This window comes from Mesorhizobium sp. M2A.F.Ca.ET.042.01.1.1 (assembly GCF_003997405.1).
GTDB lineage: Bacteria > Pseudomonadota > Alphaproteobacteria > Rhizobiales > Rhizobiaceae > Mesorhizobium.
Map to the genome: position 1 here is coordinate 1 of NZ_RZRX01000154.1, position 15,082 is coordinate 15,082.

The 15,082-nt window shown below is 65.8% G+C and carries 15 protein-coding genes and 1 pseudogene; 10 read left to right on the plus strand and 6 right to left on the minus strand.

The features are described 5' to 3' along the window. Nucleotides 1–58 precede the first annotated feature (58 nt). Both EOA23_RS21855 and EOA23_RS21860 read left to right on the plus strand, forming a co-directional pair. On the plus strand, nt 59–661 hold the full coding sequence (locus tag EOA23_RS21855; RefSeq protein WP_281058759.1) for a sensor histidine kinase: 603 nt from the start codon (nt 59–61) through the stop codon (nt 659–661). A 383-nt stretch (nt 662–1,044) separates the two neighbouring features. After that, nucleotides 1,045–1,668 (plus strand): response regulator transcription factor, encoded by a 624-nt coding sequence (locus tag EOA23_RS21860; protein ID WP_245474293.1) that lies wholly within the window; start codon nt 1,045–1,047, stop codon nt 1,666–1,668. Between the two features lie 129 nt (nt 1,669–1,797). On the opposite strand, the gene EOA23_RS21865 is transcribed toward EOA23_RS21860, so the two are convergent. Beyond that, a complete protein-coding gene (locus EOA23_RS21865; protein ID WP_126063415.1) occupies nt 1,798–2,643 on the minus strand; it encodes an LOG family protein in 846 nt (281 codons plus the stop codon). A 144-nt stretch (nt 2,644–2,787) separates the two neighbouring features. On the opposite strand from EOA23_RS21865, the gene dapD reads away from it, so the two are divergent. The 3 genes from dapD (at nt 2,788) to EOA23_RS21880 (ending at nt 4,850) form a co-directional block, all read left to right on the plus strand. Beyond that, nucleotides 2,788–3,642 (plus strand): 2,3,4,5-tetrahydropyridine-2,6-dicarboxylate N-succinyltransferase, encoded by an 855-nt coding sequence (gene dapD, locus EOA23_RS21870; protein WP_127305667.1) that lies wholly within the window; start codon nt 2,788–2,790, stop codon nt 3,640–3,642. 127 nt (nt 3,643–3,769) lie between these two features. After that, nucleotides 3,770–4,141 (plus strand): DUF805 domain-containing protein, encoded by a 372-nt coding sequence (locus EOA23_RS21875; protein ID WP_189341662.1) that lies wholly within the window; start codon nt 3,770–3,772, stop codon nt 4,139–4,141. 7 nt (nt 4,142–4,148) lie between these two features. After that, nucleotides 4,149–4,850 carry a hypothetical protein gene (locus tag EOA23_RS21880; RefSeq protein ID WP_127305669.1) on the plus strand — a complete coding sequence of 234 codons (702 nt, stop codon included), beginning with the start codon at nt 4,149–4,151 and terminating at the stop codon, nt 4,848–4,850. A gap of 74 nt (nt 4,851–4,924) precedes the next feature. Here the strand turns inward: EOA23_RS21880 and EOA23_RS21885 are convergent, their stop codons facing one another. Beyond that, nucleotides 4,925–5,959 (minus strand): 2-dehydropantoate 2-reductase, encoded by a 1,035-nt coding sequence (locus EOA23_RS21885; protein WP_127305670.1) that lies wholly within the window; start codon nt 5,957–5,959, stop codon nt 4,925–4,927. A gap of 123 nt (nt 5,960–6,082) precedes the next feature. Here EOA23_RS21885 and dapE point away from each other — a divergent pair, with 123 nt between their 5' ends. The 4 genes from dapE (at nt 6,083) to EOA23_RS21905 (ending at nt 11,840) form a co-directional block, all read left to right on the plus strand. Beyond that, entirely contained in the window at nt 6,083–7,282 is a 1,200-nt protein-coding gene (dapE, locus tag EOA23_RS21890; RefSeq protein ID WP_127305671.1) for a succinyl-diaminopimelate desuccinylase, read from the plus strand. Nucleotides 7,283–7,284: 2 nt separating this feature from the next. Then, the gene (locus EOA23_RS21895; RefSeq protein WP_127305677.1) at nt 7,285–7,890 is read left to right on the plus strand and encodes a transporter; all 606 of its coding nucleotides are present in this window, start codon (nt 7,285–7,287) and stop codon (nt 7,888–7,890) included. A gap of 387 nt (nt 7,891–8,277) precedes the next feature. Next, nucleotides 8,278–10,239, plus strand: a complete 1,962-nt coding sequence (locus EOA23_RS21900) for a DUF47 family protein (protein WP_127305672.1) — start codon at nt 8,278–8,280, stop codon at nt 10,237–10,239. Then, the gene (locus tag EOA23_RS21905; RefSeq protein ID WP_210212500.1) at nt 10,236–11,840 is read left to right on the plus strand and encodes a PEP/pyruvate-binding domain-containing protein; all 1,605 of its coding nucleotides are present in this window, start codon (nt 10,236–10,238) and stop codon (nt 11,838–11,840) included. Before EOA23_RS21900 ends, EOA23_RS21905 begins: the two co-directional genes overlap by 4 nt. Nucleotides 11,841–11,947: 107 nt before the next feature. On the opposite strand, the gene truA is transcribed toward EOA23_RS21905, so the two are convergent. The 4 genes from truA to def are packed head-to-tail and all read right to left on the minus strand — an operon-like array spanning nt 11,948 to nt 14,754. Next, nucleotides 11,948–12,703 (minus strand): tRNA pseudouridine(38-40) synthase TruA, encoded by a 756-nt coding sequence (gene truA, locus EOA23_RS21910; RefSeq protein ID WP_127305673.1) that lies wholly within the window; start codon nt 12,701–12,703, stop codon nt 11,948–11,950. Between the two features lie 23 nt (nt 12,704–12,726). Next, a complete protein-coding gene (locus EOA23_RS21915; RefSeq protein WP_127305674.1) occupies nt 12,727–13,233 on the minus strand; it encodes an N-acetyltransferase in 507 nt (168 codons plus the stop codon). Further along, on the minus strand, nt 13,230–14,165 hold the full coding sequence (gene fmt, locus EOA23_RS21920; protein WP_127305675.1) for a methionyl-tRNA formyltransferase: 936 nt from the start codon (nt 14,163–14,165) through the stop codon (nt 13,230–13,232). Before fmt ends, EOA23_RS21915 begins: the two co-directional genes overlap by 4 nt. A gap of 58 nt (nt 14,166–14,223) precedes the next feature. After that, nucleotides 14,224–14,754 carry a peptide deformylase gene (gene def, locus EOA23_RS21925; RefSeq protein WP_042647358.1) on the minus strand — a complete coding sequence of 177 codons (531 nt, stop codon included), beginning with the start codon at nt 14,752–14,754 and terminating at the stop codon, nt 14,224–14,226. Between the two features lie 103 nt (nt 14,755–14,857). Between def and EOA23_RS21930 the strand changes: the two are divergent. Then, nucleotides 14,858–15,082: pseudogene (locus EOA23_RS21930) on the plus strand (DNA recombination protein RmuC); the annotation flags it as partial.

Consider the following 15,082-nt stretch of genomic DNA (forward strand, 5'->3'; position numbering starts at 1 on the left):
GACCACAGGCAAGGACGATAAGGCCCTGCGCCGTAGGCTTGCGCGGCGCTTGATCGCCGTGCAGGAAGAGCAGCGCCTGCGCCTGTCGCGGGAGCTGCATGACGAGCTCGGCCAGATGCTGGCCAGCGTCGCGCTGGAGTTGCACAACGTCCGTGCCGGCACGCAAGAGATGGACGGCCGCCTCGAGCGCGCCGCGATGCTTGTCGATCAACTCAGCGCCAAGGTGCATGACGCTGCCTGGAATCTGCGGCCCGCCGACCTTAATCGTCTCGGCCTGCGGGCTTCGGTCGAGGATCTGGCGACAATGCTTTGCAGCCAGCTCGGCATTCCGTGCGAGATGGATCTCGACGCCCTTTCGAACCCGCTGCCCGCAGAGACCGCGCTCACGCTTTATCGTGTCGCGCAGGAGGCGCTTACCAATATCGGCAAGCATGCCCAGCCAAGCCGGGTAAGCGTAACGGCCCATATTCAGGACGATCGAATGCGCCTGGCAATCGAGGATGATGGCCGCGGCTTTGACGGCCGCGCCGACCCCGGTCCGGGCCATCTGGGGCTTGCCGGAATGCGGGAGCGGCTGGCGCTGGTCGGCGGTGAATTGACGGTCGAAAGCGCCGCGATGAAAGGAACTACCGTTTATGCGGATGTGCCGTTGGCACATTGAATAGCGGGGAAGGGCTGCGCCTTCCAAGGACAGTCCGATGGGTGGGGAAACGGTCGCTTCGGCTTCGGGCCTGTTCGTCGCGTTTTGCCAAGTGTCTGGTTTTGCACAGATTCGGACAGCAAAACCGCGACGCTCCTTTCCTAAACTCGTCTACGTGAAGCGCCGCACATCCCGGACATTAGCTGCGGCTTACAATCCGCGCCGCATGGGTTAGGCGGGGGGATAGCTTTACCCGCTACGGCCGCCTCAGGGCTTGCCGATACAGACGGGCGTCCCGCGCCATGCGGGGCTGTTGCCTAGACCATCAAGGACAAGAGGCCTCTTCCGGAGGAAGGGCTCTTCACGACTGATGGAGGTTAAAGGTGCGCTGCAGGCGGATATTTTTGGTCGACGACCACCCGATCATGCTGTCGGGGGTCGGGGCGATGATCAACAGCCAGGACGATCTGACGGTCGTCGGCCTGGCCGGGAATGCCGAGGATGCCCTTGAAGGGATCGGCAAGACGCTGCCCGATATCGCCGTGGTCGATATATCGCTTCCCGGCGACAGCGGGGTCGTGTTGGTGGAAAGGCTCGGCGAGCGCTTTCCCGAGGTCAGCTGCATAGCATTGACGGCGCATGAGGACCCCGGCTGCCTGCGCCAAGTGCTTGCGGCCGGTGGCCGCGGCTTCGTGGTCAAGCGCTCGACCGCGACGGACCTCTTGCAGGCCATCCGATGCGTGCTGGCCGGCGACAATTATGTCGATCCCGCACTCGCGGCGCGCATATTGAGCCCGCGCTGCGCCCCGCAGGGCGATCCGGGCAATCTCAGCGAACGGGAGCGGTCGGTCATCCAGCTGGTGGCGCTCGGCTACAGCAACAAGGAAATCTCGTCCCGCCTCAACCTCAGCATCAAGACGATCGAAACCTATCGCACCAGGGCGTCCGGGAAGCTCGAGCTCCGCTCGCGAGCGGCCATTGTGCGCTTCGCGCACTCGAATGGCTGGCTGGCCGAGTTGCCGGTGTGAGCAAGCATGGCCGGGATGCCGTCCCGGAGTAGAGGAATTGGAGAACTGAAGAATTGAAGAATTGAAGAATTGAAGAATTGAAGAAAAAGGAAGTCCGAATCGTTCTTCAGTTCCTCAGTTCTTCAGTTCCTACTCCCCCAACTTGTAGAAGCGTCGGATGATGTCCCAGGCTTCCTCGGCGGTGTCGACGAAATCGATGATGTCCTGATCGCCGGGCGAGATCGTGCCCTGCTCGGCGAGGAAATCGAGGTCGATCACCCTTCGCCAGAAGGCCTTGCCGAACAGGATCACCGGCACGCGCTCCATGCGCCCTGTCTGGATCAGGGTCAGGGTCTCGAAGAACTCGTCCATCGTGCCGAAGCCGCCCGGGAACACGGCGACCGCCTTGGCGCGCATGACGAAATGCATCTTGCGGATGGCGAAATAGTGGAAGTTGAAGCAGAGCTCCGGCGTGACATAGGCGTTGGGCGCCTGCTCGTGCGGCAGCACGATGTTCAAGCCGATCGACGGAGCGCCGACATCGTCGGCGCCGCGGTTGCCTGCCTCCATGACGCCAGGCCCGCCGCCGGTGACGACGACATATTCACGATAATAGGAGGTGGCCGATTGCTGCGAGCACAGACGGGCGAATTTGCGCGCTTCCTCGTAATATCTGCTGTTCGCCTCGAGGTTCTTCTTCTGCGTCTCGTTCTTCGCTGCCCAGGCTTCGCCGCCGGGCTCGGGCAGGCGGGCGCCGCCGAACAGGATCACGGTCGAGCGGATGCCGCGTTCGGCCAGGATCATTTCCGGCTTCAAGAGCTCGAGCTGCAGCCGCACGGCGCGCAATTCGCGCCGCGTCATGAAGTCCGGATCGTTCCAGGCCAGCCGGTAGGTTTCGGCACGAGTCTGCGGGGTGTCCGGCACGCTTTTCGCGCGCTCCAGGTCCTCGTCCGAATGCGGCAGCGGCGTCCACCCCGCCTTTTCCATGGGAGTCATCGAATCCACCCGTCCAATTCCCTTACTTGCGCCGTCCCGTGACGCTGGCGCGATTGACCCTCATTCAGCCTTAACATAGGGTCCGCGCGATTTTTAAACAGGTTAAGGCTGAGCCCCTTAACAGCTTGGTAATGGAGCGAAATCATGTCGAAGCCCGATCTGGCGAGCCTCGAAACGACCATCGAAAAGGCTTTCGAGGAGCGCGACACGATTTCGAGCGCCACGCGCGGCGAGACGCGCGACGCCATCCAGGCGGCGCTCGACCTGCTCGACCGCGGCGTCGCCCGCGTCGCGGAGCGGCAGGACGACGGCACGTGGCATGTCAACCAGTGGCTGAAGAAGGCGGTGCTGCTCTCCTTCCGGCTGAACCCGATGGAGATCATCAAGGGCGGCCCCGGCCAGGCGGTCTGGTGGGACAAGGTACCGTCGAAGTTCGACGGCTGGAGCGCCGTCGATTTCGAGAAGGCCGGCTTCCGCGCCGTCCCGTCCTCGATCGTGCGCCGCTCGGCCTATGTCGCGCCGGGCGCCGTGCTGATGCCGTCCTTCGTCAATGTCGGCGCCTATGTCGATTCGGGTACCATGGTCGACACCTGGGCCTCGGTCGGCTCCTGCGCCCAGATCGGCAAGAACGTGCATCTTTCCGGCGGCGTCGGCATCGGCGGCGTACTGGAGCCGATGCAGGCCGGGCCGACCATCATCGAGGACAATTGCTTCATCGGCGCGCGCTCCGAAGTTGTGGAAGGCTGCATCGTGCGCGAAGGCTCGGTGCTCGGCATGGGCGTGTTCATCGGCCAGTCGACCAAGATCGTCGACCGCGCAACCGGCGAGGTCTTCTACGGTGAGGTGCCGGCGAACTCGGTGGTCGTCGCCGGCTCGATGCCAGGCAAGCCGCTGCCCAATGGCGAGCCGGGTCCGAGCCTCTACTGCGCCGTCATCGTCAAGCGCGTCGACGCCAAGACGCGTTCGAAGACCTCGATCAACGAGTTGCTGCGCGATTGATCCTGCCTAAGGCGCGTCGCGATCTTTCAGATTCGCTCCCTGCGCTTTAGGTTTTGATTTTACGCATGTCTTTGTCCCGAAACCGGTTCCCACTTTCGGGAGACATGCTTTGACGGAGCGGACGCGATTGTCTGAAAGATCGCAATTCCTCTGGCTGTTCTTCAGCCTGTCGGGGCGGCTGAGCCCGGTCGCCTATGCGCTTGCCGGCATCCTGCTGGTGCTCGTCCAGTTTTTCCCGTTCTACCAGTTCGCGCGGGTGGAGTTGAACACCAGCGCCAGCCAGAACTGGGCCATGATCTGCTGGGGCGTGCTCTTGGTCTCGGCCTGGGCCACCTTCGCGGTGACGGCAAAGCGCTTCCATGATTTCGGCAAGCCGACCTATTTTGCGCTGATCTCGCTCATCATCGGTCCCATCCTGCTCATCATCCTCTCCTGTTTCCGCAGCGATCCCGGACCGAACCGCTACGGCAGGCGCACCAACGCGCCGGCCGATTCGTGAGGCCGTCATGCGCTACCGCGCGCTCGATCCGCAACTGATCATCGAGACGGCCGAAAGGCTGGAGGGGCGGATCGGCGAGCGTTTTCCGGATGCCGGCCTGCGCGGCGTCGCCGCCGAGCTGGTGTCGCTGTCGCGGGACCTCGCCAAGGCGGCCAGGCAACTGGAGACGCCGATCTGGTGGCTGCGCGGCGTCATCATCGCGGCCTTCATCGCCGGCGTGGCGGTGTTCCTGTTCGTCGGCACGATCCTGCCGCTCGACCGCATCTCGGGCGCTGACGACGCCGTGCAGTCGATGCAAGGCATCGAAGCGACGATCAACACCGTCATCCTGGCCGTGCTCGGACTGCTGGCGCTGGTCCGCACCGAGGAGCGCATCAAGCGCAAGAAGGTCTTCCGCCAGTTGCACGGGCTGCGCTCGCTGATCCATGTCATCGACATGCACCAGCTGACCAAAGACCCGGCGGCGCTGTCGGCCGAGTTCAAGCCGACCGCGCACTCGCCCGCCCGCATCACCAACGCCGCGGACCTTGCACGCTATCTCGACTATTGCTCGGAGATGCTGTCGATCACCGGCAAGGTCGCGGCGCTGTTCGCACAGTCGGTCAATGACGATGTCGTCATCGACGGGGTCAACGACATCGAGAACCTGAGCTCCAACCTGTCGCGCAAGATCTGGCAGAAGATCACGCTGATCGAAGGCCGCCGATAGAGCGGTTCACCGTTTCAAGGACACGGCGAACCGCTCCATCCTTTTGTTTTTGCGCATTCCGGACGGATAACCGCTCACACTTTTCCTGGAATTGCGCTGACCGCACCCGGCCCGAGGCCGGGGGGACCGCGCCTTTCCGCTTCGGCCTGACGCACCAGAGCCGTGACCCGTTCGTTCATCGGCGTCGGGATGCCGACCTGCCTGGCCAGGCGAATGACCGCGCCCTGCAATTCGTCGATCTCAGTCGGGCGACCGCGTTTGAGATCATCCCACATCGACGAACGCGCCTGGGGGTCGATCGCCAGCATGCGGCGCGCCAGGAGGCCGAACAGCCAGTCGGGCAGCCGCAGCACTTTCGGCAGCAGCGCCGGCGGCAGGCCGGTGATGCGCGCCGGCGCTGTCCCCGCCGCCCTCATCGCGGCGAGCGCCTCGTCGACCTGGGCGGCGAGGATCATGCGCCAGCTCCGGTCGGCCAGTTGGATTGCCAGCGGCAGGTCGGAGAGCGCCACCAGCGCATTGTTGAGGTTCATCAGCAATTTGCCCCACTGCACCGCCTTCATGTCGGCCCGCGCCTCGACGGCAAGCCCGTCGACATCGAGCAGCTCGGCAAGGCCCTCGATGCCGTCGTCGATCATCGCCTCGCCCTGGCTGGCGCGATGGATGCGGAACGGCAGCTCGCCGTCCGGCGACTGGACGACGTTGAACATCACCATGCCGGTCAGCACCCGCCGCCCGGGGAGCGCAGCGCGCAGCCGGTCGGCGTTGTCGACGCCGTTCTGCAGGCTGACCACCACGGCATCCGGGCGCCCATGAGTGCCAATCAGCCCGGCCATCTCCGCGGTCGCGCCGCTCTTCACCGTCACCAGGGCGACATCCGCCTCGCGCAACGCGACCGCCGGATCGTCGGTGACCGTAATCGCTTGCGCTGCGAGGCGGCGGTCGCGGCCATCAAGATCGCTGATCCGCAATCCGCCCTGGCGCATGGCCTCGACCACGCGGCCGCGGCCCAGGAAAACGACCTTGCGTCCGGCGAGCGCCAGGCACCCGCCGACATAGCAGCCGATGCTGCCGGCGCCGGCTATCGCGATGGTGCTTGTTTCGCTGGCCATGCATTTGTCCTCATCTGGCTCGCAACATGCATTTATACGTGATGAAAACCATACTGTCGGCGGCATGACCGGCGATCATCTGTCACCGTGACACGACAAACGCTTTCGACTATCGCTTTGCCCATGACATTGCCGACCGATCCCGCCGCGAATCTTGCCGCCCTGATCCGCTGTCCGTCCGTGACACCCGCAGAAGGTGGGGCGCTTGCCGCGCTGGAGGACATGCTGAAGCCGCTCGGTTTTTCGGTCGAGCGTCCAGTCTTTTCGGAAGACGGCACGCCGGACATCGAAAACCTCTATGCGCGGCGCTCGGGCAACGGCCCGCATCTGATGTTTGCCGGCCATACCGATGTCGTGCCGGTGGGCGACCAATGGGCGTGGACGCATCCGCCCTTCGCCGCCGAAATCGCCAAAGGCGAGATGTATGGTCGCGGAGCCGTCGATATGAAGGGCGGCATCGCCTGCTTCATCGCCGCGGTGGCTCGCCACGTGGAGAAAAACGGCGGCCCGAAAGGCTCGGTCTCGCTGCTCATCACCGGCGACGAGGAAGGCCCGGCGATCAACGGCACCACCAAGCTGCTCGACTGGGCGGCGGCCAAGGGCGAGAAGTGGGACGCCTCGATCGTCGGCGAGCCGACCAATCCGGATGCGCTGGGCGACATGATCAAGATCGGGCGGCGCGGCTCGCTGTCCGGCACCGTGACCGTCAACGGACGCCAGGGCCATGCCGCCTATCCGCAGCTTGCCGACAATCCGGTGCGCGGGCTGATGAGCCTGGTCGACGCGCTGCTCCATCCCGTTTTCGACAAGGGAACCAAGGATTTCCAGCCGACCAATCTCGAAGTGACATCGATCGACGTCGGCAATCCGGCGACCAACGTCATCCCGGCCAAGGCGACGGCGACGTTCAACATCCGCTTCAACGACACATGGGATGCGGAGACGATCCAGGCCGAGATCCACAACCGGCTCGACCAGGCGGCGGGGCGCAAGAAATACCGGCCGGGCAAGAAGACGCCGGTCGACTACGAGCTTGCCTGGCGCGACCGGCCGAGCCATGTCTTCCTCACCCGCGACGACAGGCTGATCGATACTCTGAGCAGCTCGGTCAAGACGGTGGTCGGCAGGACGCCGGCGCTCTCCACTTCCGGCGGCACGTCGGACGCGCGCTTCATCAAGGATTATTGCCCGGTGGTCGAGTTCGGGCTGGTCGGCAAGACCATGCATATGGTGGATGAGCGCGTCGCGCTTGCCGACCTCGAGACGCTGACGCAGATCTACGAACGCTTCATCGAAGACTGGTTCGCAAAAGGCCTTTCGTGACCATGCTATCGGCGGACGAAACCTATGCTTCGCTGGCCGGCGCCTGGCGGCTGATGTTCGGCAAGGCCGACGGGCTGCGCCTGCTCGACCTTTCGGCGGACGGTTTCTGGAACTCCTTCTACGCCATCGTCGTGGCGGCGCCGGCGCTGATCGTCGGCTGGGTCGGTATCGCCAACGAGATCGGCGATCCGGAGGCCTTCGCCGGGCGCCTCGGCATGCTGATCAGGCTGGCGACGGTGGATATCGGCTCCTGGGTGCTGCCGCTGGTGGCGCTGGCGCTGATCGCGCCACGCGCCGGCATAGGCGGCCGCTTCGTCCACTATGTCGTTGCTTCCAACTGGGCGTCGGCGATCATCGCCTGGCTGATGCTGCCCTCGGCGCTGCTCAGGCTGTTCCTGCCCTCAACCAGCGAGATCAGCAGCCTTGTCTCCCTGTTCCTGTTCGCGCTGTCGGCGCTGCTGACCTGGCGCATGACCAATGCGTCGATCGGCAAGGGCGCCGCCGTGGGCACCGCCGTCTTTGTCGGCATGTTCATCGCCTCGCTGCTCGTCCTGTTCGGCCTGCAGGCGCTGCTCGGCATCGACATACCCGGCGACGCCGGAACCTAAAGCAATGAAGTTCGGCGCGCATTAGCCGTAGCAGCGGCCTATCGCGCTCCCGCGATCCTGTCCTGGCGCCGCCGCCTGCCTCGGTTCGTATCGGCAGCCCCCTTCACAAATCCAATCGGATGATCCGAAGGGCATTGCTCCCGGGCGTTATTCATCATCGCAGCCTTTTTCGCGGCGCAATCGGGCGCCTGACACTCTTCTTCAAGTGATTTGCGCCAGATCAATGGTCGCGCCTTGATCGCAGAGTAAATTCATCATGACAAGATTGTCACAATTCTTCGAAGTCTTTTTCATAAGTCGGCTTATGATTTCGGAGAACTTTCGAACAAGGATGAACCGGCAATGAGCGGGACCGCAAGGCTTCACGACAGGATGGATGGCTGACAGATGGAAAAGGTGGATGTCGTCGCCGCGCTCGGTCAATCGAAACTGCTCCTGCCGGCCCGGATAAAGGCCGCGCTCGCGGCCAATGACCGGCTGAAATTCGCGCTGACCGCGCTCCAGGCCGCCGCTGCCCATGCCGCCGACGGCTCAGCCCCGCTGGCCGACCTGCGCCGCGACTATGCCGCCGCGCATGCCAACGCGCCCTGGATGCTGGTGATGCAGGAAGCGGCCTGGTCGGAGGGCGGGAAGCTGCATCTTCCCGACCTGCCCCGACTGGGCAAGCTGCTTGCCGACGACATCCGCCTGATGGCCCGCCCGCTGGAGGGCAGCGCGGATGCCGCCCACCTGGCGCTGCTGGCGCGAGTCGACCACTGGTGCGATTGGCTGGACCGGTTGAACGCGGGCGTGCTCGACGACGCCCAGATGGTCGCGCTGACCGGCGGGAGGCGCGGCGAGGACGATACATTCCACATTCTGGTGATGGATCTGCACAAGAGCCTGAACCGGATGGCGGCCGATATGTCCGACGACACTGTCGACGGCGCCCATGTCTGGCAGCTCGATGCCGGCGACCGCCCGCGGGTCGCCGCGTTCATGCGTGGGCTGAACCGCACGCGCAAGCTCAAACTCGACCATCCCGGCCTCGATACCGCGGCGACCCGCGACGGAGCGCGGCTGCTCATCCAGAACGACATCGGCACCAACGACGCGCATGTGCTGGTGATCCAGATGGAGGGCCTTTCGATCACGCTCACCTATTCGGACCTGCACGAGCGGCGCTTCGCTTTCTTCCAGGAACTCTTGTCGGAAATCGGTGCGCAATGGTCAGGCGTCGGCGCACGGCGCAGCGCCGGGCTGAACGCAGGCGCCGACTATGTCGTCGGCACGGCACGTTTCGATTGCGCCGATGCCGGGGCGGCGGACGCCGTCCTCGAGGGGCTGGGCGCGCGCATCGTCTTCCTGATCGACTGGAACCGGGCGCGCAAGCGGCTGAACCGGCTGGTGGCCAAGCCGCTCTCCGTCGCGGTGCTGACCGAGGCGGCGCATCGCGAGGCAGGCCACATGGGCTGGCTCATGGCCGGGGCCGAGCAGCTGGTCTTCGACGCGATGGAAGCGCTGTCGCCGGACCACTTTCGCGTCGGCGACCGGCTGGACGGCGTGCTGGGCGAGGTCGAGGCGCGTGATTTCCTGACCGAAGCGCTGGTGCTTTCCTCCAATGCCATGCAGGCGGGCCAGACCGCCGCCCTGGTCGCCGACCAGATCCGGCTGCTTCTGTCGCGCCATGTCGGCCGCCACCGGGACGAATTCGCCCTGCTCGGCGAGCACGCCGCCTTCTGCCAGGCCCTGGCAGAGGGCATACGCGATGCGCTGGCCCATGGCCACGAAACGGACGTCAAGGCGGCGCGAAAGCTCTCGGAGCGCGCCAAGGTCTGGGAACGCAAGGCCGATCATCTGGTGATGCGGCTGCGCGACCAGGCCGCGGGCAACGCGCGCTGGCTGCCCTTCCTGCGGCTGATCGAATGCGCCGACGATGCGGCCGACGAGCTCGAGGAGGCCGTTTTCGTGCTGTCGCTGATCGCCGAGCACGACCATCACGGCTGGAACGACGAATTACGCGCCGCGCTGCGCCGGCTGGCCGACAAGGTGCTCGACGCGGCACAGGATCACGTCAAGGCGCTTGCCGTGGCGCGCACGCTCAACGAAGCAAGCCTTGCAGAGGACCAGGACGAATTCCTGGCCGCCTGCTGGCGGGTGGTCAATGCCGAGAAGCTTTGCGACGCGCTGACCCGCGATGTCAGGCGGCTGTTCGTGCGCCACGTATCGGACGCCGCCGCGCTCAGCCTCGGCACCGATTTCGCGGCCGCGCTGGAGGCATCCACCGACGCGCTGCTGCGCACCGGCTACGCAATGCGCGGTCTGGTCTTCACGCGGGTCGGCGCGGACCATCAGGGGAGACGGGCGTGAACGACGCATCGATGGGCATTCCGGCACAAGGAGCGGCTGGCCTCATCGTGCCCGGCGCGCCGCTCGCCAAGGCGGCATCGCCCGAGACGATGGGCTTCAAGGCCTATAATCTCGCGCGGATGGCGGCGCTTGGGCTGAACGTGCCGCCGGCTTTCGTGCTGGGCACCAACCTCTGCGCCCATCCGGAAGCGGTCACGCCCGCGCTCTGGCGCGATGCGTTGACGCATCTCGAAGCCGCGACCGGACTGCGCTTCGGCGATCCGCGCCGGCCGCTTCTCCTGTCCGTCCGCTCCGGAGCACCAGTGTCGATGCCGGGGATGATGGAGACACTGCTCAATATCGGCCTCACCGACGCGACGCTGCCGGGGCTGATCCGATCGACCGGCAATCCGCGGCTGGCCTGGGACGCCTATCGCCGCCTGATAGCAGGCTATGGCGAGGTGGTGGCTGGCATCGAAGCGGCCGCGTTCGAGGCCGATCTCGATCAGGTGCGCATGGGCGAGGATGAGCGCGCGCTGGACTTCGCCGCGCTGCGCGATCTCGCGCAGCGGCATCTGGAAACCTACCTGCGGCTGACGCAGGAGGCCTTTCCACAGGACGCCGTCGCGCAGTTGCAGGCGGCAATCGCGGCGGTGTTCCGCTCCTGGTCGAGCGCCAAGGCCGTCGTCTATCGCGAGATGCGCGGATTGAGCCATGGCATGGGCACGGCGGTGACGGTCCAGCGCATGGTGTTCGGCAATGCGGGCGGGCTGTCCGGAGCCGGTGTGGGCTTCACCCGCAACCCCAGCGACGGCGATCCCGCCCCTTGGGTCGATTTCCTGTTCAACGCGCAGGGCGAGGACGTGGTCAGCGGCCGGCGCAGCGCGCAGGGCCACGACCGGCTGGCCGCGATCGCTCCGCGCGTCTGGGAGGAGCTGGTCGAGGCGACCAAGGCGCTTGAGCGGCATTTCGGCGACATGCAGGATTTCGAGTTCACCGTCGAGGACGGCAAGCTCTTCCTGCTGCAGACCCGCGAAGGCAAGCGCACGCCCCAGGCGGCGGCCCGCATCGCTCTCGACATGGCGGACGAGGGGCTGATCGACCGCGACACCGCGCGCAGCCGCACCGCCGGCCTCGACGCGGCCGCGCTGACCACGCGCGTCATCGTGGCCGAGGACGGCGCGGCGGCAGCGACGCTCGGCCATGCCGCGACCGCCTCCAGCGGCGTCGCCAGCGGCGTGGTCGCGCTCAACGAGGAGCAGGTCGCGGCGGCCGAGGCGGCGGGAAAACCGGCGATCCTGGCACGGGACAACGCCGAGACGCATGACGTCGCGCTGATCGACCGCGTGCGGGGCCTGCTCACCCGGCACGGCGCGCGCACGTCCCACGCGGCCGTGGTGGCGCGGCAGCTCGGCAAGGTCTGTCTCGTCGGCTGCGAGGCCATGCGCATCGACGAGCCCGGCGGCCGGATCGGTTTCGGCGACGAATGGCTCGACCCCGGCGCGGTGATCACGCTGGACGGCAACAGCGGCACTATCTTCGCTGGCGCGTCGCGCACCGCCGAGCAGGTGCCGACGGAATTGTTGCGGCGGCTCGACCTGCTGCACGGGAGGACGGGATGATATTTGGGCCACGAACAGTCGGCCGGCGTCGCGCTTGACAGGTTGGGCCGGTCAGGTGCCTGCCGCCGACTGCCCTGCTCAGGGTCTTCCGGGCCGATGGTTCGGGATCATGTCTCTTCCGGATAATCGACGCCGACGAGAAAAAGCCCGTCCGGCGGGGCTACCTGGCCGCAGGCGGCGCGGTCGCGCGCTTCGAGCGCCGCCTTGAGATCGGCCGCGCGCCAGGAACCGTCGCCGACGCGCCGCAAGGAGCCCACCATCGAGCGAACCTGGTTGTGCAGGAAGGAGCGCGCCGAGCTGCGCACCTCGATGAAATCGCCATCGCGGCTGACGTCGAGGCGGTCAAGCGTGCGGACCGGGCTTTCGGCCTGGCACTGGGTGGAGCGGAAGGTGGTGAAGTCGTGCTTACCGAGCAGCACTTTCGCCGCCTCGTGCATGGCCTCGGCGTCGAGGCGCTTCGGCACCCACCAGACCTTGCCCTTTTCCAGGGCCGCCGGCGCGCGACGGTTGAGGATGCGATAGAGATAGTGGCGGCCGGTGGCGGAAAAGCGCGCGTCGAAATCGGCGGCGACGACCGCCGCCTTGAGGATGGCGATTCGCGCACCGGCGGCCTGCAGATGGGCATTCACCGCATCGCGCACCTTGTCGCCCGGCCACGCTTTGGCAAGATCGACATGCGCCACCTGGGCGGTGGCGTGCACGCCGGCATCGGTGCGGCCGGCGGCCCGTATTCTTAAGTCTTCACCGCAGAACTTCTCGATCGCCTGCTCGATCGCCTGCTGCACCGAGGGCTGGTCGGCCTGACGCTGCCAGCCGGCGAACTGGCTGCCGTCATATTCGATATCGAGCCGAAAACGCGGCATGCCAGCTTGTGCTTTGCCTTAGCCTAGGCGGCCAAAGCGGTGAAGGCCGAAGCGTAGACCAGCCTGCCGGTCTCGGGCGCGTCGCCCCAGGCCAGCGCCTGCAGCGCCTCGCCCTGATACTCGCTGTCGAACTTTGCGGCGCGGCCATGGGTGTAGCCGAAGCGGCCGTAATAGACCGGATCGCCCAGGACAACGGCCAGCGTCTCGCCGGCTTCCTTGAGGCGGACATGCGCCTCGCGGATCAGCGCACCGCCGATGCCGGTGCCGTGGAAGGAGGGCTCGACCGCCAGCGGCGCCAGCGCGACGGCGGCGAAACGCTTGCCGCCATTCTGCACGTAAAGCCTGGAAAACAGGATGTGGCCGACGACTTGGCCGTCTTCTTCCGCCACCAGCTCGACGACGGCGTCGCCGCCGGTGACCAGGGCATCGACCAGCCCGGCTTCCGCCTGCTGGCCAAAGGCATGTTCTTCGACGAGGCGGATCGCCTCGCGATCCCGCGGCGTCGCCGCGCGTATCGACATCATGCTCATGTCAGTTTCGTTCCTTTTGTGATCTTGGCTCCGCGCAAGAACTCCTGCGCGGCGGCAGGCCTTCCGCCCGCCCGTTGAACTTCGACCAGCCTGACCGCGCCCGATCCGCAGGCGACCGTCAGCCGGTCATCGAGAATTCCTCCCGACTCGCCGACGCGATCCGAGAGCGCCGAGCGAAGCAGTTTCAGCCGCTCCATGCGGCCGCCAATTTCGACCTCGCACCACGCGCCCGGAAAGGGCGAGAGGCCGCGAATGTGATTGTGGACTTCGCCAGAAGGCCGCGTCCAGTCTACGCGTGTCTCCGATTTATCGATCTTTCGGGCGTAGGTCACCCCTTCCGCCGCCTGAGGGGTAAATGTCAGACAATTTGTCCCCAACTGCGCGAGCGCCTCGACCATCAGCGAAGCGCCCTGAAGCATCAGGCGGTCATGCAATTCGCCGGCCGTCATATCGGGTCCGATCGCAACTTTTTCAACCAAAGCCACCGGCCCGGTGTCCAGACCCTCTTCCATCTTCATGACCATCATGCCGGTCCAGGCATCGCCGGCCATGACGGCACGCTGGATGGGAGCAGCACCACGCCAGCGTGGCAAAAGCGAGGCATGGCCGTTGAGGCAGCCGAGCCGCGGCGCGTCCAGAATGGCTTTCGGCAGCAGCAATCCATAGGCGACGACCACGGCGACATCGGCCTGCAAGGCCGCGAATGACACCTGCTCGGCTTCGCCCTTCAGCGATGTCGGCGAGCGCACTTCGAGCCCCAGCCGCTCGGCCTCGCGCTGCACCGGTGAGGGCGTCAGTTCCAGCCCGCGGCGGCCGGCGGCACGCGGCGGCTGCGTGTAGACGGCCGCGATCTCGTGACCGGCTTCGGCGATGGCGCGCAAGGTCGGCACGGAAAAGTCCGGCGTGCCCATGAAGATGACGCGAAGCGACATGAGGTCCTGCGATCCTGTCTTGCGGTAGGCTCACGTGCTCGCGCGGCCGAAACGGCCCTCAGCCCACCATCCTGCCCGGCGTCTTGTCCTTGGCGAGCTTCTTGAACTTGCGCACCACCATGTCGCGCTTCAGCTTCGAGATGTGGTCGATGAACAGCACGCCGTTGAGGTGGTCGATCTCATGCTGCAGGCAGGTGGCCATCAGGCCTTCCGCCTGTATCTCCTGCAATTTGCCGTCGCGGTCGAGATATTTCACCCGCACGGAAGCCGGGCGCTCGACCTCGGCATAATAATCGGGAATCGACAGGCAGCCTTCCTCATAGACGGAACGCTGGTCGGCACTCTCGAGCACTTCGGGATTGATGAAGACATGCGGTTGAGGCTCCTCGCCTTCCTTGGCGAGGTCGATGACCAGGAGCCGACGCGGCTCGCCGATCTGGATCGCCGCAAGGCCGATGCCCGGCGCGTCATACATGGTTTCCAGCATGTCGTCGGCGAGCTTGCGCAAATCGGCGTCGACTCGCTCGACCGGCTTTGAAACCTGGCGCAGGACGGGATCGGGAAGGATGATGAGCGGCTTGATCGACATGGCGTCTCACCTAAGACTTCGCTGGAGAAGCGTCAACGGGGGCAGCTTTTCCGTGTTCACGTTTTGATCTGTGCCGGCGATGCGAATCGGTTATGCTGCGCGCATGAACGACATGACCTCCATCCTTTCGCAACCGGTCGCGCGGCTCGGCGCCAGCACCATCACGCTCGGCCAGGCGCTTGGTATCGTCGCTGTCCTGTTCGTCGTGCTGTTCGCCGCGCTCGTCATTGCCCTGTGGCGCGCCGCCAAGGCGCGCGCGGTCGCCGCGGCGGAAGCGGCCGACCATGCCCGTGACACCGAGGCGCGGATGGCCGACATCATGCAGGCG

Bases quoted from the DNA above. Each gene is read 5' to 3' on its own strand.
- EOA23_RS21865 (WP_126063415.1), bottom strand. From the start codon at position 2,643: ATGACTCCCATGGAAAAGGCGGGGTGGACGCCGCTGCCGCATTCGGAC.
- dapD (WP_127305667.1), top strand. From the start codon at position 2,788: ATGTCGAAGCCCGATCTGGCGAGCCTCGAAACGACCATCGAAAAGGCT.
- EOA23_RS21880 (WP_127305669.1), top strand. From the start codon at position 4,149: ATGCGCTACCGCGCGCTCGATCCGCAACTGATCATCGAGACGGCCGAA.
- EOA23_RS21885 (WP_127305670.1), bottom strand. From the start codon at position 5,959: ATGGCCAGCGAAACAAGCACCATCGCGATAGCCGGCGCCGGCAGCATC.
- dapE (WP_127305671.1), top strand. From the start codon at position 6,083: ATGACATTGCCGACCGATCCCGCCGCGAATCTTGCCGCCCTGATCCGC.
- EOA23_RS21895 (WP_127305677.1), top strand. From the start codon at position 7,285: ATGCTATCGGCGGACGAAACCTATGCTTCGCTGGCCGGCGCCTGGCGG.
- EOA23_RS21900 (WP_127305672.1), top strand. From the start codon at position 8,278: ATGGAAAAGGTGGATGTCGTCGCCGCGCTCGGTCAATCGAAACTGCTC.
- truA (WP_127305673.1), bottom strand. From the start codon at position 12,703: ATGCCGCGTTTTCGGCTCGATATCGAATATGACGGCAGCCAGTTCGCC.
- EOA23_RS21915 (WP_127305674.1), bottom strand. From the start codon at position 13,233: ATGAGCATGATGTCGATACGCGCGGCGACGCCGCGGGATCGCGAGGCG.
- fmt (WP_127305675.1), bottom strand. From the start codon at position 14,165: ATGTCGCTTCGCGTCATCTTCATGGGCACGCCGGACTTTTCCGTGCCG.
- def (WP_042647358.1), bottom strand. From the start codon at position 14,754: ATGTCGATCAAGCCGCTCATCATCCTTCCCGATCCCGTCCTGCGCCAG.